The organism is Denitrificimonas halotolerans, assembly GCF_034259425.1.
Classification (GTDB): Bacteria; Pseudomonadota; Gammaproteobacteria; order Pseudomonadales; family Pseudomonadaceae; genus Denitrificimonas; species Denitrificimonas halotolerans.
The window spans coordinates 145,560-165,259 of sequence record NZ_JAXIVU010000003.1; the positions used below are offsets into that span (position 1 = coordinate 145,560).

The 19,700-nt window shown below is 46.8% G+C and carries 18 protein-coding genes; 6 read left to right on the plus strand and 12 right to left on the minus strand.

Annotated features, from left to right (window positions below):
• Window positions 1-5 precede the first annotated feature (5 nt).
• Window positions 6-1,076, plus strand: a complete 1,071-nt coding sequence (locus tag TOI97_RS04020; RefSeq protein WP_321552835.1) for an enoyl-CoA hydratase/isomerase family protein — start codon at window positions 6-8, stop codon at window positions 1,074-1,076.
• A 30-nt stretch (window positions 1,077-1,106) separates the two neighbouring features.
• The gene (locus TOI97_RS04025; protein ID WP_321552836.1) at window positions 1,107-2,258 is read left to right on the plus strand and encodes an acyl-CoA dehydrogenase family protein; all 1,152 of its coding nucleotides are present in this window, start codon (window positions 1,107-1,109) and stop codon (window positions 2,256-2,258) included.
• Between the two features lie 352 nt (window positions 2,259-2,610).
• Here TOI97_RS04025 and ltrA read toward each other — a convergent pair whose 3' ends face one another.
• The 6 genes from ltrA to TOI97_RS04055 all read right to left on the minus strand — a co-directional run bounded on the left by ltrA (window position 2,611) and on the right by TOI97_RS04055 (window position 10,156).
• The gene (ltrA, locus tag TOI97_RS04030) at window positions 2,611-4,272 is read right to left on the minus strand and encodes a group II intron reverse transcriptase/maturase (RefSeq protein ID WP_321552837.1); all 1,662 of its coding nucleotides are present in this window, start codon (window positions 4,270-4,272) and stop codon (window positions 2,611-2,613) included.
• Between the two features lie 1,095 nt (window positions 4,273-5,367).
• Window positions 5,368-7,008: a chaperonin GroEL gene (gene groL, locus TOI97_RS04035; RefSeq protein WP_321552838.1), complete on the minus strand. Its 1,641-nt coding sequence runs from the start codon at window positions 7,006-7,008 to the stop codon at window positions 5,368-5,370.
• 44 nt (window positions 7,009-7,052) lie between these two features.
• Entirely contained in the window at window positions 7,053-7,346 is a 294-nt protein-coding gene (locus tag TOI97_RS04040; RefSeq protein ID WP_321552839.1) for a co-chaperone GroES, read from the minus strand.
• Window positions 7,347-7,668: 322 nt separating this feature from the next.
• Window positions 7,669-8,139 carry an FxsA family protein gene (locus TOI97_RS04045; protein WP_321552840.1) on the minus strand — a complete coding sequence of 157 codons (471 nt, stop codon included), beginning with the start codon at window positions 8,137-8,139 and terminating at the stop codon, window positions 7,669-7,671.
• A 122-nt stretch (window positions 8,140-8,261) separates the two neighbouring features.
• A complete protein-coding gene (locus tag TOI97_RS04050; RefSeq protein ID WP_321552841.1) occupies window positions 8,262-9,788 on the minus strand; it encodes an AmpG family muropeptide MFS transporter in 1,527 nt (508 codons plus the stop codon).
• Between the two features lie 5 nt (window positions 9,789-9,793).
• Window positions 9,794-10,156: an MGMT family protein gene (locus TOI97_RS04055; protein WP_321552842.1), complete on the minus strand. Its 363-nt coding sequence runs from the start codon at window positions 10,154-10,156 to the stop codon at window positions 9,794-9,796.
• An 89-nt stretch (window positions 10,157-10,245) separates the two neighbouring features.
• On the opposite strand from TOI97_RS04055, the gene TOI97_RS04060 reads away from it, so the two are divergent.
• Window positions 10,246-11,253, plus strand: a complete 1,008-nt coding sequence (locus tag TOI97_RS04060) for a DUF481 domain-containing protein (RefSeq protein WP_321552843.1) — start codon at window positions 10,246-10,248, stop codon at window positions 11,251-11,253.
• 216 nt (window positions 11,254-11,469) lie between these two features.
• Here TOI97_RS04060 and TOI97_RS04065 read toward each other — a convergent pair whose 3' ends face one another.
• Window positions 11,470-12,228, minus strand: coding sequence for an SDR family oxidoreductase (locus TOI97_RS04065; protein ID WP_321552844.1), 759 nt, complete (start codon window positions 12,226-12,228; stop codon window positions 11,470-11,472).
• Window positions 12,229-12,474: 246 nt separating this feature from the next.
• On the opposite strand from TOI97_RS04065, the gene TOI97_RS04070 reads away from it, so the two are divergent.
• Window positions 12,475-14,118, plus strand: a complete 1,644-nt coding sequence (locus TOI97_RS04070) for an NAD+ synthase (RefSeq protein ID WP_321552845.1) — start codon at window positions 12,475-12,477, stop codon at window positions 14,116-14,118.
• Window positions 14,119-14,242: 124 nt separating this feature from the next.
• Here the strand turns inward: TOI97_RS04070 and proB are convergent, their stop codons facing one another.
• The 4 genes from proB to rplU all read right to left on the minus strand — a co-directional run bounded on the left by proB (window position 14,243) and on the right by rplU (window position 17,528).
• A complete protein-coding gene (gene proB, locus TOI97_RS04075) occupies window positions 14,243-15,361 on the minus strand; it encodes a glutamate 5-kinase (protein ID WP_321552846.1) in 1,119 nt (372 codons plus the stop codon).
• Between the two features lie 73 nt (window positions 15,362-15,434).
• Window positions 15,435-16,646 (minus strand): Obg family GTPase CgtA, encoded by a 1,212-nt coding sequence (gene cgtA, locus TOI97_RS04080; protein WP_321552847.1) that lies wholly within the window; start codon window positions 16,644-16,646, stop codon window positions 15,435-15,437.
• A gap of 277 nt (window positions 16,647-16,923) precedes the next feature.
• Complete coding sequence (gene rpmA / locus TOI97_RS04085) at window positions 16,924-17,181, minus strand: 50S ribosomal protein L27 (protein WP_321552848.1); 258 nt, start codon at window positions 17,179-17,181, stop codon at window positions 16,924-16,926.
• A gap of 35 nt (window positions 17,182-17,216) precedes the next feature.
• On the minus strand, window positions 17,217-17,528 hold the full coding sequence (rplU, locus tag TOI97_RS04090; RefSeq protein WP_321552849.1) for a 50S ribosomal protein L21: 312 nt from the start codon (window positions 17,526-17,528) through the stop codon (window positions 17,217-17,219).
• A gap of 261 nt (window positions 17,529-17,789) precedes the next feature.
• Between rplU and TOI97_RS04095 the strand changes: the two genes are divergently transcribed.
• Together TOI97_RS04095 and mscL are read left to right on the plus strand one after the other, a co-directional pair.
• Complete coding sequence (locus TOI97_RS04095; protein ID WP_321552850.1) at window positions 17,790-18,758, plus strand: polyprenyl synthetase family protein; 969 nt, start codon at window positions 17,790-17,792, stop codon at window positions 18,756-18,758.
• Window positions 18,759-18,939: 181 nt separating this feature from the next.
• Window positions 18,940-19,356: a large-conductance mechanosensitive channel protein MscL gene (mscL, locus tag TOI97_RS04100; RefSeq protein ID WP_321552851.1), complete on the plus strand. Its 417-nt coding sequence runs from the start codon at window positions 18,940-18,942 to the stop codon at window positions 19,354-19,356.
• A 154-nt stretch (window positions 19,357-19,510) separates the two neighbouring features.
• On the opposite strand, the gene TOI97_RS04105 is transcribed toward mscL, so the two are convergent.
• On the minus strand, window positions 19,511-19,663 hold the full coding sequence (locus TOI97_RS04105; protein WP_321552852.1) for a zinc ribbon domain-containing protein: 153 nt from the start codon (window positions 19,661-19,663) through the stop codon (window positions 19,511-19,513).
• Window positions 19,664-19,700 lie beyond the last annotated feature (37 nt).

A 19,700-nucleotide genomic window follows, 5' to 3' on the forward strand; every position in this document is an offset into this window, starting at 1 on the left:
CAGTTATGTCCGAGAATCAAGCACTCATCCTAACCGAGATCCGCAACCGTGTCGGCCATCTAACACTCAATCGCGTTGCTGCATTTAATGCCATCAATCTTGAGATGGTTCGTACAATCCGCCAACAACTGGATGTTTGGGCTGCCGATGAAGGTGTTGTTGCCGTAGTCCTACGCGCCAATGGCGATAAAGCTTTTTGTGCTGGCGGTGATATCCGTGAGCTTTACAATAATGCACAGCAAAATCCACAGCTCAATGAAACTTTTTTTACTGAAGAGTATGCACTAGACCTTTTGATTCATAACTACCCAAAACCAGTTATTGCTTTAATTAACGGCTTGGTTTTAGGCGGTGGCATGGGGCTCACGCAAGGCGCAAGTTTCCGTATCATCACAGAGAAAGCACGCCTTGGCATGCCTGAAGTGAGCATTGGCTTCTTCCCTGACGTCGGCGGCAGTTACTTTTTATCACGTTTGCCAGGAGAAACTGGTACTTATATGGGTGTCAGTGGTAACCCTGTTGGAGCTGCTGACGCTTTACAGCTTGGCCTTGCCGATTGGTTTTTGCATGCTGAACAAATTCCTGAGCTGGATCGCTGTCTCAACACCATGCAGTGGGGACACTCTTCCCAAGAATCCATACGCAGTCTGCTCAATACCTTAGCGTGTAAGCATGCCTCAGGCGCTCAACTCACTAGCGTCCGCACAGCCATTGCACAGCATTTCGCTCATAACTCAGTGACTGAAATCATTACTTCACTTAAAAGCGAAACCGACAGCACAGTCAAACCTTGGTGTGAAGAGCTCATCAACACCTTAGCTACTCGCTCTCCTATCGCTATGGCCACCACTTTAGAAATGTTGCGCCGCGGTAAGAATCTATCCTTGGCCAACTGCTTTCAGCTGGAACTCCATTTAGGACAGCAATGGTTTAAAAAAGGTGATTTTATGGAAGGCGTGCGTGCATTGATCATTGATAAAGATAAAAAGCCACAATGGCAGCCAGCTACGCTAGACGCTCTTGCTCCCAATCAGATCAAAGATTTATTCGCCGGATTTCAAGCCCAAGCCATATAAACTAACCTGTGTATTAGAAGGACTTTAAACATGAATGACATTGAACTTACAGAAGAACAACGCATGATCCGTGATATGGCACGGGACTTTTCTAAGACTGAACTGGCTCCAAACGCTGAAAAATGGGAAAAAGCCGGCTGGCTCGATGAAAACATGCTCAAACAAATGGGCGAACTAGGTTTTTTAGGCATGGTGGTGCCAGAAGAGCTCGGCGGTTCCTATATTGACTACACATGCTACGCTCTAGCCTTAGAAGAAATATCTGTTGGCTGCGCCGCGACGGGAGCTGTGATGAGTATCCATAACTCCGTTGGTTGTGCACCTATCGTCAACTGGGGAACTGAAGAACAAAAACAAAGATGGGTACCAGAACTGGCCTCAGGCCAAACTCTAGCTTGCTTCTGCTTAACCGAACCACAAGCAGGATCCGAAGCGAATAACTTACGTACCCGTGCAGTTGAAGACGGAGATCACTGGGTACTCAATGGCAGCAAACAATTTATCAGTAATGCTAAACGCGCAGGCCTAGCCATTGTTTTTGCCGTGACTGACCCTGAGCTGGGTAAAAAAGGCTTATCAGCCTTTTTAGTGCCAACCGACACACCCGGCTTTGAGGTAGAGCGTATGGAGCAGAAAATGGGCTTACGTGCCTCGGACACCTGTGCGGTAAGCTTAATTAATTGTCGTATTCCTAAAGAAAATATGCTTGGCCCACGTGGAAAAGGTTTAGCTTTAGCATTATCCGGTTTAGAAGGTGGCCGCCTAGGTATTGCTGCCCAAGCTTTAGGTATTGCACGAGCAGCATTTGAAGCCGCCCTCACCTATTCCCGTGAACGCATTCAGTTTGGCAAGGCCATTAGCGAACACCAAAGCATCGCCAATATGCTAGCCGATATGCATACGCAAATTAATGCTGCACGCCACATGATTCTTTACGCAGCACGTTTGCGTACCGCTGGTCTACCCTGCTTATCCGAAGCTTCACAAGCTAAACTCTTTGCTTCTGAAATGGCGGAAAAAGTTTGCTCCATGGCTATCCAAATACATGGTGGTTATGGCTACTTAGAAGACTATGCTGTTGAACGTCATTACCGTGATGCGCGCATTACGCAAATTTATGAAGGCACCAGTGAAATTCAACGCATGCTTATCGCACGCCAACTCTCTGATTATTCTTTTTAACCAAAATGCGCGACAAGCTCTGTACTTTAGAAGATAACTCATTTGCTTACGCGGGGATACAGGCTTTCACCCATACCTAAGATATTAGACTCCAATTAGGAGACCGATATTCGGGCATGAATTAAACCCGAATATCGGTTTTTTAATTTGCTATTTTCTGCTGGATAAGTGACCTCTTAACAGAGGCCACTCGAGTGGTGTAACCCAGCCAGGCTAGCTACCTGCGCGACTCTCGTCGCATGTCGGGTAGCAGCAGTGCATTACTGCACCGCCGCCCCCTAAGAACCGTACGTGCGAGTTTCCCCGCATACGGCTCAAGCCTTTATAAGTCAACTGCGATACAGAAGACCAGCTACATATCACCTTGTAGTGAATGCAACTGCCTATGACAATTGACGTGCAGCATGACCAAGTTGTCGATCTCGTCTCCTCCGCCATCTGTCCTACGCACCACATGATGGATATCCCAATCATTATGGTCCTTGAACAGTTGCTTACAGATCAGACACCTATGCTTTTGGCGCGTCCAGATCATCCGCAATTTACCGCGGTGTAACTGTTTCTCCTTCCAGCTCTTTATCAGCCGCTGTTCGAAGTACAACTCAAAGTTACGATCGTATGGATTCGCTTCTGCTTTAATCTTGATATGCCGTTTTATCGGAGTGCTTTTGCTTTTGAACAAGCGTTTCGGCTTGCCAAACACATCCACACTCTGGAATACCCAGCGCTCCCCGCCCACTGTGTGAAAATACTTGCTTCTCACCCAGCGTTTGTAGCGGTTTTTGTGCCTACGGCAACTCCAGCGCCAGAGTAGTTTCCAGACTCTGTAGTCCACATAGCCAAATGTTTCCTTAGCCACCACATGGCGATGATAGTTCGCCCAACCCCGAATCACAGGGTTAAGCTGAGCAATCAAATTGCCTTGCTCGGCAGTACGGTTCGACCTGACTATTGATTTAATTTTCTGCAAATGAGCTCGCAAACTTTTACGGCTTGGCTTAATCAGCATTTTGCCGTTGTATTTGCGTAAATTCTGCCCAAGAAAATCAAACCCTTCAGTTATGTGTGTGATCAGCGTTTTCTCTGGTGACAGTTCTAGCCCACGCTCCGCCATAAAGGCTTCAACAATGGGTTTGACCTTGTCTTCTAACAACTCTTTCGAGATACCAGTGATGATAAAATCATCCGCATATCGCACATAGTTAACCTTAGTTTTATAGGCGGCTTTTGTGTTTTTGCGCCCAAAATGGCTCTGCAACACGTCTTCCAACCCATCTAAGGCCATGTTTGCCAACACAGGCGAGATAATGCCGCCTTGCGGTGTACCTGCCTCTGTGGCAAACAACCTGTTGGACTCCATATAGCCCGCTTTCAGCCACTTTCTGAGCACTTGTTTATCCAACGGAATGTTGGCCAGTAACCAGTCGTGACTGATGTTATCGAAGCACCCTTTAATGTCTCCTTCCATCGTCCACTGTGCAGAACTTTTGCGACTGAGATTGACAAAGCATTGCTCAATTGCGTCCGCTGTCGAACGGTGTGGTCGAAAACCATAGCTGTTACGGTCGGCCCGAGTTTCCGATACGGGTTCAAGTGCTAGCAGGTATAACGCCTGCATGGCTCGATCCAGCATAGTCGGTATACCCAGCGGTCGGCGTGAGCCATTCGCTTTAGGTATATAAACACGTCTTAACGGCTTTGGACGGTAGCCCGTCCGTTGCAATCTGCCAATTGCCTTCCATTTTGCTAAAGGTGTACTCCATAACTCCCCGTCAATGCCAGGCGTTTGCCTGCCACGATTTTCGGTGACTCGCCTGACCGCCAAAGCTTTGGCGGCAAACGAGCGGGTCAGCAGCCTTTGCAACGTTTTCACCTTGCGCCAGCGCTGCTCCTTTGTTGCCTTCGCGATTCGAACCTGTAGCCCTCTCACCTGCCTGTTGATCATTATCCAATCAATGGAATGCCAACCTTGAGGCGGGTGGGAGAACGCAGGTACAGTAAATACTGTACTCATCTTGCTGCTCTCCAAGTGTAATCAATACACCTTGAAGAAACAGATACATTAACCCCTTGCGGGAAGTATCTGCTCCCGCAAGGGCGCGGTGACGGTCTAGGCGAACCCAGTTCGTTACCACTTGTATTAATGTCACTTTTTAGTAAAGCGCTTTACACGCCTTCACACGATTAAAGACCAGTCGAAAGTGGGCACTGTTTCCAGTGGAGGAACATTTAACCCCCTATCCACTTCATTACAAAGTGGCATTCGCTTTTTCCGACCTCCCAAGCCCGCATTCCCAACAGCGTCGATTGCTCTTCGCCTGCCCTTGGGCAGAAATACGGGATTACCGAGTTCCATGTCGATGACATGTATCACTTAGGTTCTGCTTATACACCGAAGGCTTGATGACAACGTATCCCCAGATGTAAAAAGAGTAACCAGCCTTGTACCTTTTGGTCAGAGCGCGTCAATAGCTTGCGCTCGTTGCGGCTGACGGTGCTTACAGCAGTTCACATATGTTAACCCTATGACACAGCCTAGCCTCTCACCTGCATGCTATTAGCAGGTTCCCTAAAATCACCTCGCGGCAAAGTTAGACCTTTTCAGGGAGTACATTGTTAGGAAGCTTCGAACCTCGCCGTTACCAGCGACGCACTATCCCTAGGCTACTGTTGGTTGTACAACAGGTTCTATCACCTATACCGAGCAAGTTACTTTTGCTTTGTATTGGCGTAGAACAATCATCAGACACAGCTTCACACCGGCAGGTGCTATAGCCGATTAATAGACACGAGTATTCGCGTTACATGACAACCCTTATTAAAAGAGCTGCTTCAACGTGTACTGTAGGGTTACATGAGCAACGGATTATTGACTAGCTTAACTAGCCCTATACGCTTATCATATAACTCATTCGCTTGCGCGGTGATACAGGCTTTCACCCATACCTAAATATTAGACTCCAATTAGGAGACCGATATTCGGGCATGGATTAAACCCGAATATCGGTTTTTTAATTTGCTATTTTCTGCTGGATAAGTGACCTCTTATCAGAGGCCACTCGAGTGGTGTAACCCAGCCAGGCTAGCTACCTGCGCGACTCTCGTCGCATCACATCATTCCGCCCATTCCACCCATGCCGCCCATGTCAGGCATTGCAGGAGCAGCGCTGTTATCTTTGATTTCAGCGATCATGGCTTCGGTTGTTACCATCAGGCCAGCAATCGAAGCGGCTGCTTGCAGAGCTGAACGGGTCACTTTTGCTGGGTCCAAAATACCCATTTCAATCATATCACCGTACTCACCTGAAGCTGCGTTGTAACCAAAGTTACCTTCACCCTGCTTCACTTTATCAACGACCACGCTTGGCTCTTCACCAGCGTTAGCAACGATCTGACGCAATGGTGCTTCAACTGCGCGACGCAGCAAAGAAATACCAACGTTCTGATCTTCGTTATCACCCTTCAGTTCGCTGATAGCAAGCAGTGCACGCACTAATGCTACACCACCACCAGGCACTACACCTTCTTCAACTGCAGCTCGTGTTGCATGCAGAGCATCTTCAACACGTGCTTTTTTCTCTTTCATTTCAACTTCAGTAGCCGCACCTACTTTGATCACAGCAACACCGCCGGCTAATTTAGCTAGGCGCTCTTGCAGTTTCTCTTTGTCGTAATCTGAAGTTGTTTCTTCGATCTGCTTACGGATCTGTAGCACACGTGCTTCGATATCAGCCTGCTGACCTGCACCGTCGATGATCGTAGTATTGTCTTTGCTTAAAACAACGCGTTTCGCATCACCTAAGTGATCCAAAGTTGTAGTGTCAAGACTTAGACCAACTTCCTCAGAAATAACAGTACCGCCGGTCAGGATAGCAATATCCTGCAGCATTGCTTTACGACGATCACCAAAGCCTGGTGCTTTAACAGCAGCAACCTTAACGATGCCGCGCATGTTATTCACCACCAATGTTGCTAAAGCTTCACCTTCAACATCTTCCGCAATGATCAACAACGGACGGCCTGCTTTAGCAACCGCTTCCAGTACAGGCAATAACTCACGGATGTTAGAAATCTTCTTGTCCACTAACAGCAACAATGGATTTTCTAACTCAGCAACCATAGTGTCTGGTTGATTGATGAAGTAAGGTGAGAGGTAACCGCGGTCAAACTGCATACCTTCAACAACAGACAGTTCGTTCTCTAGACCTGAACCTTCTTCAACAGTGATCACGCCTTCTTTACCAACTTTATCCATTGCTTTTGCAATGATTTCGCCGATTGAAGCGTCAGCATTTGCTGAAATTGTACCCACCTGAGCAATAGCTTTGCTGTCTGAGCATGGCTTCGCCAATTGCTTGATTTGCTCAACAATTGCAGTTGTTGCTTTATCGATACCACGCTTGAGGTCCATTGGGTTCATGCCCGCAGCAACTGCTTTCAAGCCTTCATTCACGATCGACTGAGCCAGTACTGTAGCAGTAGTAGTACCATCACCAGCTTCGTCATTTGCTTTAGATGCAACGTCTTTAACCAGCTGCGCACCCATATTTTCAAAACGATCTTCCAGTTCAATTTCTTTAGCAACTGAAACACCATCTTTAGTGATGGAAGGCGCGCCATAACTTCTTTCTAGAACAACGTGACGACCTTTTGGACCTAAAGTCGCCTTAACTGCGTCAGCCAATACGTTGACGCCAGCTAGCATTTTTTTACGGCCTGAATCGCCGAACTTTACTTCTTTAGCAGCCATGTAATCTTTTCCTCAATTTTGTGTCATTTAACGCAAGGGATAAATTAAGCTTCAACAACCGCGAGTATTTCACTTTCGCTCATTACCAGTAACTCTTCGCCATCAACTTTAATAGCGTTGCTACCTGAGTAAGGACCAAATACCACCTTATCGCCTACCTTTACAGCAAGCTCACGCACTTCACCATTGTCTAAGACACGGCCAGTACCTACGGCAAGAATCTCACCTTGGTTTGGTTTTTCAGCCGCTGAACCTGGCAGCACAATGCCACCAGCAGTTTTTGTTTCTTCTTCGCTACGGCGAATTACCACACGGTCATGCAGAGGACGAAGCTTCATTGTCGATCTCTCCCAAAGGGTTAGTTACATCAACCGATGTCATTCATCGGCATATTAATAAAGTCCGGCAAGCCGGTAGATGCTGTGCAAGAAATACAGCACACATAATAATCTGCTGATGCAGAATTTCTTAGTTACTAGCTATATGGGGACGCTCAAAAATATTTCAAGGCCTACACCCTATATTTTTTACAAACACAGAAATATTTATCAAACCAGTGCGCAGCCAGGTACAACTACGAAATGAATACAGTGACCATACTCACAACCGAGCATGGTCACTGCACTGTAGGGATGACTGCTGGCTTAATCCGCTCAGATATCATTGATCTTTACGCTCATACTCGCCTTCAATGACATGCGTTTCACGGGTTTCTGAGTAGCCATGATGCTTAGTATAAGTGGTGCTACGAGCATAATATTCACGTGATCGCGCAGCACTATGCTCCATATATTGGGCAACCCGTTGGATAAGCCACTGACGAACAAAGGGCAATAAACAAAGCAAACCGATTACATCACTGATAAACCCTGGTAAAAATATCAGCCCACCACCTACAGCCAATAATAAACCGTTGAGCATATCCTTATTAGGTACTTCACCTTGCGCCATACGCTCACGCACTTTAAGCGCCGTCGTTAAACCGGCTAAGCGCATGCACAACACACCCAAAACACCGCCGGCCAGCACTAGGAGCAAAGTTGCCGAAGCTCCAATACTGGCCCCCACCCGAATCAAAACAAACAATTCTATGAGCGGGAACACTAAAAACAATAAGAAAAAATTTCGCATCGGTACACCTTAACCATCGATATATTTAATTAATGCGTCCCTGCAAGGTAAAACACAAGGGGCATTCAACAAAGATCATGTAACAAAATACCTCAAACCTGCTCTTACTCCTCTTACTTCCCTTACTCTTCAAGCGCAGCCGCTGTTTTACGTCGATCCACACGCCACTGCCAAATAATCAAAATAATTGTTGGCAAACCGAGCAGCGCTGTAATGAAAAAGAATTGTTCATAACCATACTTATCGACCATGACTCCTGAATAACCACCAATTAAGCGTGGCAATAACAGCATAATCGAGCTAAGCAACGCATACTGTGTGGCTGAAAAACGTAAATTTGTCAGGCTCGATAGATAAGCGACGAAGGCTGCAGTTGCCATCCCTGCGCTAAAGTTATCGCACGAAATAGTGACAATCAGCATATTCAAATCTGCACCCATGCTAGCCAACAGCACAAACATCAGATTCGTTCCGGCAGAGAAAACCCCGCCGAGCAATAAAATCGGCATGATGCCAAAGCGTACAATCAGTACACCACCAATCCCAGCACCAAGTAACGTCATAATTAAACCAAAGACTTTACTGATGCCAGCAATCTGATCTTTACTAAAGCCTTGGTCAATATAAAACACATTAGCCATCACCCCCATCACTGTGTCTGACATGCGATAAGTGGCAACCAAACCTAAAAGCAAAAGCGCCTGCCAACGGTAGCGAACGACAAAGTCACTCACCGGAGTTAAGACTGGCGCTAGACCTTTACGCCCTAAAGAAGACAAACAAAATAAAGTTAATAACGTATAAAGCAGACCGCGTAAAAACGCACGGTCGCTATAAAACAAGTCACTCAAGCCCGTGTGGCCTGCTGCAAATAAATGAAAATCAGACTGGTAAAATTGAGTCATCATCGCAGGCACGGAGACCAATAACACCATTAGAACAACCACAGAAATCAGCTGATGACTGAGTTTGTAACGATTAACTTCATCCTCCGCAGGCAACACAACCGTGGGTTCTTTCATCCATAAAGTAGTGAGCAAGCCGGGTAACATTAGTAAGGCAAATAATAAGTAGGTACTGGCCCAGGCCGAATGTCGATACTGCAATCCTGTGGAGCCAAACCACTCAGCAAAATACAATGCTCCAGCCGTGGCTAATAACGCAGCGACACGGTAGCCGGCCATATAACTGGCCGCTAAAGCTGCCTGCCGACTGTTATCTAAGATCTCTAAACGATAAGCATCCACCGCAATATCTTGGGTTGCCGAAGCAAAAGCAACTAACACGGCCAGAGCGATAAGGACAGCCAGGTGACTTTGCGGATTACTGAGCGCCATCCCAGCCAAGCCAGTAGCCACTAAAAGCTGCGAGAACACTAGCCAAGAACGACGTCGCCCCAAACGACCCAGAACTGGTAATCGCCACTGATCTAATAAAGGCGACCATACCCATTTGAATGCATAAGCCAAGCCAATTAAGCTTGCATAACCAATGGTCTCACGCGCAACCCCCGCTTCTCGCAACCAAACTGACAAAGTGGAAAAAACCAGCATATAAGGTAGGCCCGCAGCAAAACCCAATAGTAGTAAGGCTAAAACAGCAGGGTTCGAGTAGGTCTTAAGGGCTGTATGCCAACTATTATTGGCCATAATATTCAGTTTTCATGGGTAAATAACGCACTCTTGTCACAGGCATAATCAGGCTGCCATTGATAATGAGATAACTTAACACGACCATGCTCAACGCAGATGCCTTCTGTGCGTAAGCGTTGGCGCTGCTTCTCACCGGCAAAGGTATTGGCCGGCAAACTGATACGTCCACCAGCCGCTACAACACGATGCCAGGGCAGTTTCGTATCCTCAGGCAATCGACTCAACTCACGTCCGATCCAGCGTGCTAAACTTGGATACCCAGCCAATTTCGCCAACTGCCCATAAGTGACTAAATGCCCTTGAGGAATCTTGGACAACAACAGATACAGAATGCTCCGTAACTGTTGTTTCTTTTCTGCTTCCATGTTGGAACCCTATTCTCCGCTCTATGTCTATGCTGCAGTCGCTAAAACTGTACTGTACAACATATTTCACTTTCTTCTGAGTTTTAATAATGCGTGTTTTCGCTGCTAGCATTTTTGTTCTAAGTCTACTTTTCTCTCATTGTTCTTATGCAGATACAGTTTGGCTAAAAAATGGTGACCGCTTGTCAGGACGTATTGTATTGCTCAGCGGTGGTACACTGTTACTAGAAACAGACTATGCTGGCACTATCACACTCAATATTGAAAAAGTTGCTACTTTAAAATCTGAACAACAACTGTTGGTACAGCTAGACACCTTTAATACGGAAAAAAGCAAAGCCTTACGCCCCGCTCCTGAAGGCAGTGTTACCTTGGTCAATGGTGGCGAACCAAAAACCCTCGTACTCACTGACATCAAACAACTTATGGCACCACGCCCAATCATTGAAGACCTTCGTTGGAAAGGCAATATCAACTTATCTGCAGACTACAAACGCAAAGAAAGCAGCTCCGATGATTACAATTTAAATGTCAGCTCCGAACTGCGTCACGGGCTATGGCGTCATGACCTCGATACTGAATACGATTACGAAACTAAAAATGGTGCAAAGAAAACTGAAAGCTTTGAGGCGAGCTACGCCCTCGATCGCTTTATTACTGAACGTTGGTTCTGGAAAAACAAAGCGAAATACCTCAATGATCACATTGAAGAACTGCGCCGCCAGTATGTGTACGGTACTGGCCCTGGCTTTCAGTTTTGGGATAACGAATTGGGTGCGCTCGCACTCTCAAGCTTAGTGAACCATAACAAATTCAAATTTAACTCTGGTGAGCAGCAAAGCTTTAACTCTGGGATTCTATCGTGGAATTATAATCGCTATTTCAGCGGCAAAGTCTTTGAGCTATACAGTAAGGGGGAGTTTGGTGCACCTTTCATAGGTGACATTAATTACATTATGGATGGTGAAGCGGGCTTGCGCTTTAAAGTGAACAGTTGGGCAGCTCTAACCTTAAAAGCTGAACTGAATAAAGTATCTAGCAAGTACGGTGATGTAAATGATCGTCGCTACACCATCGGAGTCGGCGTCGGCTGGTAGTACTACTACCCATACATGTATGTCACGCGCCGCAAGCAGTTTAAAAAACAGCCCGACTTAATTGGCGCAAATCAGGCAGTGTGCGCCAATTAAGTCGGGTTGGATATCTGTCAATACAGGTGCAATGCAATGAAAAAAATGGACAGCTCTACCATCCTGCGGTCAGGCATGGCCATCTAGCCGCAGGAATCCCCGTCCTTTAGGACAGGGAGGATGTCAAATGCGTAGACCACCATCCAGCTCTAAGATGCGGCCTGTGTAGTAATCATTTTCAAAAATATAAGCTACCGAGTGAGCAATTTCTTCTGGTTTACCCATACGACGCAAAGGGATTCCTGCAGTCATTTTCTCCAAAGCTTCAGGCTTCATACCTAACGTCATCTCAGTCTCAATAAAGCCGGGCGCAACACCGGCAACACGAATACCATAACGCGCCAACTCTTTCGCCCACACTACAGTATCAGCAGCAACACCTGCTTTAGCTGCTGAATAGTTGGCCTGCCCCATATTACCCGCACGAGAGATTGACGAAATATTAATGATCGCACCTTCGTTTTTCAGCTCAATCATTTTTGCAGCCACTTCACGAGTGCACAAAAACACCCCTGTCAAATTCACATCAATCACTGATTGCCAATTGGCCAAGCTCATTTTGCTCATTTCGCCATCACGCACACGAATGGTTAAACCATCACGTAAAATACCCGCATTGTTCACCAAACCATGGATAGCACCAAAATCACTCGCTACCTGCGCAACCATATGGATGACCTGCTCTTCATTAGCTACGTTGCAAATATAAGCACGGGCTTGTGAACCAGCACCCTCACAAGCAGCTACCGTCTCATCCAACTTCGCTTGATCTAAATCCACCAATGCTAACTTAGCACCTTTACCTGCCAAGTATTCAGCCATGGCGCGACCTAAACCCTGACCACCCCCCGTCACAATAATCACTTTATCTTGTAACTGCATTTCTCTCTCTCTTATTTTTCAACAGTAATAAAATTCAGCGCCCATTAGGCAGGCTACGCCTCAAAGTGGCTCAGTGTATTATTTTAAATAGGGGCTTGAACAGCCTTTCAAGTAAAGAATCCCCCAAGCCAAGTCAAAAATGCAAAAATACAATACAGCAGCATCGTCAAGCGCCCATCACTGTCATCACACACCCAGCGCTGAGCTTTGCTAAACTGATGATCTGACTAATTCCGAGGATTGAGCATGGCAACTGTATTGCGCACTGTATTAGCACAATTAAATATGCGTGTTGGAGATATTAACGGCAACGTAGAACGTATCCTAGACGCAAGCGTGGAAGCTGCACATGAGCATGAAGCTGATCTGATTGTTTTTCCTGAGCTGTCTTTATGTGGCTATAACGCTCAAGACTTACTGTTACGTGACAGCATGCAATTACGTATTGAAAATGCCTTAGATCGCCTGTGTACCGCGCTACCACACAAACTTCATGTACTCGTAGGTTATCCTTGGACTGACAATGACCATCGTTACAACTGCTGCGCTCATTTCCACCAAGGAAAAATTCAAGGGGTTTATAAAAAACAGTTTTTCCCCACTGACCCGACCTCCTTTGCTCAACGTTATTTCACTCCAGGTACGGAACCACTGTGCATCGAGATCAACAATATAAAAATAGCGGTAGGTATTGGCAAAGACGTTTGGCAAACAGCATTTATTGAACAAGCCAGCACCGCAGATGCCAAGATGATCGTCAGCTTAAATGCCTCCACCTTCCATCGCAACAAACAAGCGGAGCGAGAGCAAATGCTCAGTGAAAATGCCCGCTTAGCTAAAATACCAATCCTCTACACCAGTCAAGTCGGTGCACAAGATGACCTCATCTTTGATGGCGGCAGCTGTGCAATGGATGCCCAAGGCAACTTGCGTCAACGCGCTCCAGCCTTTGCCGAACAGCTATGCCCTCTAGAGTTACAATTTACTCGCTCCGATTGTTACATCGAGCGTTCCATCATAACCCCCCTGCTCAGTGATGAAGCCCGTATCTATCAAGCTTTAATGATGAGCTTAAAGAATTACACCGAACACAATGGTTTTAAAGGTGTCTTGCTCGGTTTATCTGGTGGTATCGACTCAGCTCTGGTCTTAGCCATTGCTGCAGACGCTTTAGGCCCTGATAAGGTACAAGCAGTCATGATGCCTTATCACTATACCGCGCAAATCAGTAAGGACGATGCGGCTGAGCAAGCTCGGACGATGGGGGTCGACTACAAAACCATTGACATCGCACCTATGGTTGAAGCCTTTGTCCACAGCTTAAATCCGCTTTTTGCCAATATGCCCGTCTCTAGCCACGACACTACAGAACAAAATCTTCAGGCCCGCTGCCGCGGCAACATCCTTATGGCTCTGTCGAACAAAAATGGTTACTTGGTTCTACCAACCAGTAACAAAAGTGAAACAGCCGTAGGCTATTCCACGCTCTATGGCGATATGGCCGGTGGCTTTGCCCCACTCAAAGATGTATCAAAAAGTATGGTGTATCGCTTAGCACGCTACCGCAATACTTTAGGTCGTGTTATTCCTGAGCGCGTCATCAGCCGTCCACCATCTGCGGAGCTCGCGCCCGATCAGAAAGATGAAGACAGTTTGCCACCCTACGATATTTTAGATGAGCTACTGCGCCTCTATGTCGAGGAAGATTTATCCGCCCAAGCCATTATCCAGCGTGGCTTTGACCAAGAAACGGTAATGCGTGTTTTACGCTTAGTCGATGTCAACGAATACAAGCGTCGCCAAGCAGCACTGGGCCCCCGCATCAGCAAACGTAGTTTTGGTAATGATCGTCGTTATCCTATAACAAATCTTTGGACACTCGGTCAGTGACTTCGCAGCACCCTTACGGATGAGGGTGCGCGCTAAAAATACGAGGTCTTACGCGATTTTGATAATCAATGTGCCCTTTTTTATATGACGAGCAGCAACAAGCCCTACTCAATGTCAGTAACGGTTATAAAACAACCAGGTTATCACGGTGAATCAATTCTGCTTCAGCCATATAACCTAAGGTTGCAATAATGTGAGTCGAACAACGCCCCATGATTGAAGCAGATTCTGCGGCACTGTAATTACTTAAGCCACGTGCAACTTCATGACCATTTTCATCAACACACACCACCATCTCACCCCGCAAGAAATGCCCTTCCACTGCGGTAACCCCCACAGGCAATAAACTTTTATGATCCTCGGTCAACGCTTTAACTGCACCGGCATCTAAAGTTAAAGTCCCGCGGGTTTGCAAATGCCCAGCCAACCATTGCTTACGCGCAGCATCGCGGCACTGTTCAGTGGTGAGCAAAGTGCCTAAACGTTCGCCAGCATGCAAACGATCAATAACTCGCTCAAGACGCCCACCGACAATCACAGTATAAGCGCCGGAACGTGCAGCTAAACGTGCAGCACGCAATTTGGTCTGCATACCTCCACGGCCTAAAGCACCAGCACTACCACCGGCTACTGCATCCAAACTAGGATCATCAGCACGTGCCTCATAGATCACCTGAGCATCAGGATTATGACGTGGATCTGCATCGTACATTCCATCACGGTCAGTCAAAATCACTAACAAGTCCGCTTCAACTAAGTTAGCTACCAACGCCGCTAAAGTGTCATTATCACCAAAACGGATTTCATCGGTAGCCACGGTGTCATTTTCATTAATGACGGGAATGACACCTAACTCCAACAAAGTGCGTAAGGTACTGCGAGCATTTAAATAACGCTTACGATCAGACAAGTCATCATGGGTTAGCAAAATCTGTGCAGTGCGCTCATCATGTTCAGCAAAGCTGGTTTCCCAAGCTTTAACCAAGCTCATTTGCCCAACTGCTGCCGCCGCTTGCAACTCATGAATTGCACTGGGTCGCTCTATCCAGCCCAAACGGCTCATACCTGCCGCCACAGCACCAGAAGATACCAATACCAGATCGATACCTTGTTGGCGCAAGGCCACCATTTGTCGCACCCAAACCGCCATAGCATCACGGTCTAAGCCGTCACCATCAGCGGTTAATAGTGCACTGCCAATTTTCACTACCCAGCGCTGAGCGCCTGTTACTTTGTTGCGCATAACTCACAATCCTGTTGAATATTTATACTTAGCAGCTGCTTACAGCTACTTAAGCCCACCCATCAGCACATGATTAACGAACGTAAATGATCTCTGCACCACCTTCATCATCGTCGTCATCAAAATCTTCTTCCACATCATCCACCGACTGCACTCCTGCTCGGCGCAATGCACGCTGATCGTCCAACGCTTGTAAACGTGCGCGACCTTCATCTTCAATGCGCTGATCCAAGTCCGACAAGTATTCCGCATACTCCGCATCTTCACTGATACGCTGATCACGCTCCTCTAAATAACGCATCATGGCCTGTGCCAATTCTTTAGTTCCCTCACCATCCAAGGCCGAGATCATAAAGACAGGGCCAGTCCAACCTAGCTGATCAATGACTGCCTGCTTACGCTCTTCTCTCTCATCATCAAGCAGTTGATCCACTTTATTTAACACCAACCAACGATCACGCTCAGCCAGTGAAGGGCTAAACTGCTCAATCTCATCAACGATAACCTGTGCACTTTGCGCTGGATCGCTGTAATCAAGGGGTGCTAAGTCAACAATATGCAATAACAAGCGGGTACGGGTTAAATGCTTCAAGAAACGAATACCTAACCCTGCTCCTTCTGCAGCCCCTTCAATTACCCCTGGAATATCAGCTATGACAAAGCTCTTATAACGCCCGATGCTGACTACACCCAGGTTCGGTACAAGTGTGGTAAATGGATAATCCGCCACCTTAGGTTTGGCGGCAGATACGGAACGAATAAAGCTGCTTTTACCCGCATTGGGCAGGCCAAGCAAGCCGACATCCGCCAACACTTTCATTTCCAGTTTCAAATTACGTAACTCACCAGGCTTACCATCACTGGTTTGACGCGGTGCACGATTGGTACTGGATTTAAAGCGGGTATTCCCCAAACCATGCCAACCACCTTTAGCCACTAAAATACGCCGCCCATCTTCAGTCAAATCACCAATGATTTCTTGGGTATCCGCATCAATAATCGTCGTGCCTACAGGTACTTTTAAAATGGTATCTGCACCACCAGCTCCCGTTTGGTCATTACCACGACCATTTTCCCCACGCTGCGCATTAAAACGACGCGTATATCGATAGTCAATCAAGGTGTTCAGGTTGACATCCGCCTCCATATAAATCGAGCCGCCGTCACCTCCATCACCACCGTTTGGACCACCAAACTCAATAAATTTTTCACGGCGAAAACTCATGCAGCCATTGCCACCATCGCCAGCTTTTACAACAATCGATACTTCATCGACGAACTTCATTCTTGTGCCTCTTGCGAGCCCTTAGGCTTATTGAATCTCTAAAACCAGTAAGCTCGTGAAAATAATTCTGTGTACGCAACACAAAGGAGAAATTACCGCTTTAACCGGTAACTTATATGCGTCGCGCAATCATTTATCCTACGCGAGCAAATGTTTTTTAGAAATCACTTATAAAAGTATGTACGCAGGATACAACAAGCACGGCTCATCCGTCTTTACTGCCTGCACAAACAAAAAAGCCCCGTCAATATGACAGGGCTTTTCTGTATAAAGTTACTTAGGCAGAAACGACGCTAACGTAGCGACGTCCGAACTGACCTTTAACTTCAAATTTCAACACGCCTTCTTCTTTAGCGAATAAGGTGTGGTCTTTGCCCATGCCTACACCGGCACCTGGGTGGAATTCAGTACCGCGCTGACGCACGATGATGTTTCCAGCTTTTACAGTTTGGCCGCCGTAAAGTTTAACGCCTAAGCGTTTCGCTTCCGAATCGCGACCGTTGCGAGTACTACCGCCAGCTTTTTTCGTTGCCATGAGATCAACACTCCATCAGTTAAGGGTTCAGTCAATTAAGCCTGAATACCGGTGATTTTAACTTCAGTAAACCACTGACGGTGGCCCTGACGCTTCATGCTGTGCTTACGGCGACGGAATTTAATAATTGTCACTTTATCATGACGGCCTTGCTCAACCACTTCAGCTGTCACTTTAGCACCATCAACAACTGGCGCACCGATTTTTACATCTTCACCGTTGCCAACTAATAGCACGCGATCAAATGTTACGGCTTCGCCGACCGGAACGTCCAGTTTTTCAATCTTTAAAAATTCGCCTTCGGCGACTTTGTACTGCTTACCACCAGTTACGATTACTGCGTACATCTATATTTCTCCGTTATTCCTGCTCACCCAACGCTTTATAAAAATTGGTATTGGTTGGCATGGCTGCTGTACGCTGGATTAAGGCGCACTGCAATTGCGTAAGGCAGGGAGTTGCCCAATAAAATGTTCAGGGGTGCGAATTGTACGCATAGAATGATAGAGACGCAAGCACTCTATAGGTTTACACTATGCGACCTCACCTTGACAGAAAGGCATACGCCTCATAGCATGCCGAACAACCTTATTAGAGCGGGCAGATACATGCAACCACAGTCTTTTTACCAAATCGTCGCTGAAGATTTTGCTGCAGTCGACAGCATTATTAAACAACAGCTTTCATCACGGATTCCCTTGGTAGAAAAAATCGGTGATTACATTATCTCTGCCGGTGGCAAACGCTTACGTCCCTTACTGGTCTTACTTGCTGGTAATGCTGTAGGCAAAAAAGATGACGATCTACGTCTACTTGCTGCCATTATTGAGTTTCTGCATACCTCAACACTGCTGCATGACGATGTTGTAGACAAGTCTGATCTACGCCGTGGTCGCTCAACAGCTAACGCCAAATGGGGCAACGCACCGAGCGTACTCGTTGGTGACTTTTTATATGCCCGTTCTTTCGAAATGATGGTGCGTCTTGGCTCTTTGCCCGTTATGGATATCATCTCTCAAGCCACCCGGGTCATTGCCGAAGGTGAAGTACTCCAACTGACCAAAGTCCGCGATGCCAGTACTAGCGAAGAAACCTACATGGAAGTCATCCGTGGCAAAACAGCTATGCTGTTTGAAGCATCAACTCATAGTGCAGCAGTTTTAGCAGGTGCTCCGAGTGAACAAGCAGAAGCATTACGCACCTACGGTGACAATCTCGGCATTGCCTTCCAGTTAGTTGATGACTTGCTCGATTATCGAGGTGATGCGGAAACTTTAGGTAAAAATGTCGGTGATGATCTTGCTGAAGGCAAGCCAACCCTCCCCTTGATTGTCACGATGCGCGATGGCACACAGGAACAAGCAGCCCTTGTACGCGTTGCCATTCAAAAAGGCGGACTTGAAGACTTGGCTCCAATCAGCGCAGCTGTTGAAGCTTCAGGCGCTCTGGATTACACCGCTCATCTCGCCCAAGACTATGCGCAACGTGCGATTGCTTGCTTAAGTAAAATTCCCGCATCAGGCTACCGCGACGCTTTAGCTGAACTGGCCGACTTTGCTGTCGCTCGCACCAAGTAAGCCCCCACTTGAACTCAAGCAGCACCCTCAGTACGCACGTCCCCCAGTGCGTACTGCAAAACTCTGTGAGCCTCATTCAAATAAAAGATATTTTTAAAAAGCATCAGCTGTATACTAACGTCTAGTGCGACACCCTGTCGCACATAACAATACTAATAACCCTTCATACGGAATATACAACATGAGCATTCTTAAAGAATTCAAGGCATTTGCCGTTAAAGGCAACGTCGTTGATATGGCCGTCGGTATTATCATTGGCGCAGCTTTTGGTAAAATCGTAAGCTCTTTTGTTGGCGACATCATAACTCCTGCACTGGGCATGCTCATTGGCGGGGTTGATTTCACTGATTTGGTTATCACGCTTAAAGCAGCTGAAGGCGATATTCCTGCGGTAGTCATTGCTTACGGCTCATTCATTCAAACCATCCTTGATTTTGTAATCATTGCCTTTGCAATCTTTATGGGTATTAAAGGTATTAACCGCCTCAAGCGCGAAGAAGCAGCCGCTGAAGAAGCCCCAACAACACCTGAGCCTAGCAAAGAAGAAGTTTTGCTCAGCGAAATCCGCGATTTACTTAAACAGCAAAGCAAAAGCTAAAGAAACACCTCAGGCTGTGGCCACAACACCACAGCCTCTCCCCACAACCAAAGAAGCAATTAACATCCTCTCCACCCTAAAAGACAGGAATTCCTACTGCTAGACAGCCATGCCCGACCGCGAGAATGTTTTGTGCCGCTTTGATAGCGCGATCTTAGGCAACACCGCACCCACTGCACATCCATTCTCTTACCCCAAGACCTGCGATACCTTTCAGCCTCGAATCGGACACACTGTCGCAACTCGAACAAATTTGGGTAGTGTATGCCTCGTCAATTTCCTTCTCACACCTTAAAGGAATGGCCATTATGGTAGACCTGTCCACTTTTCCATTACGCTGCACC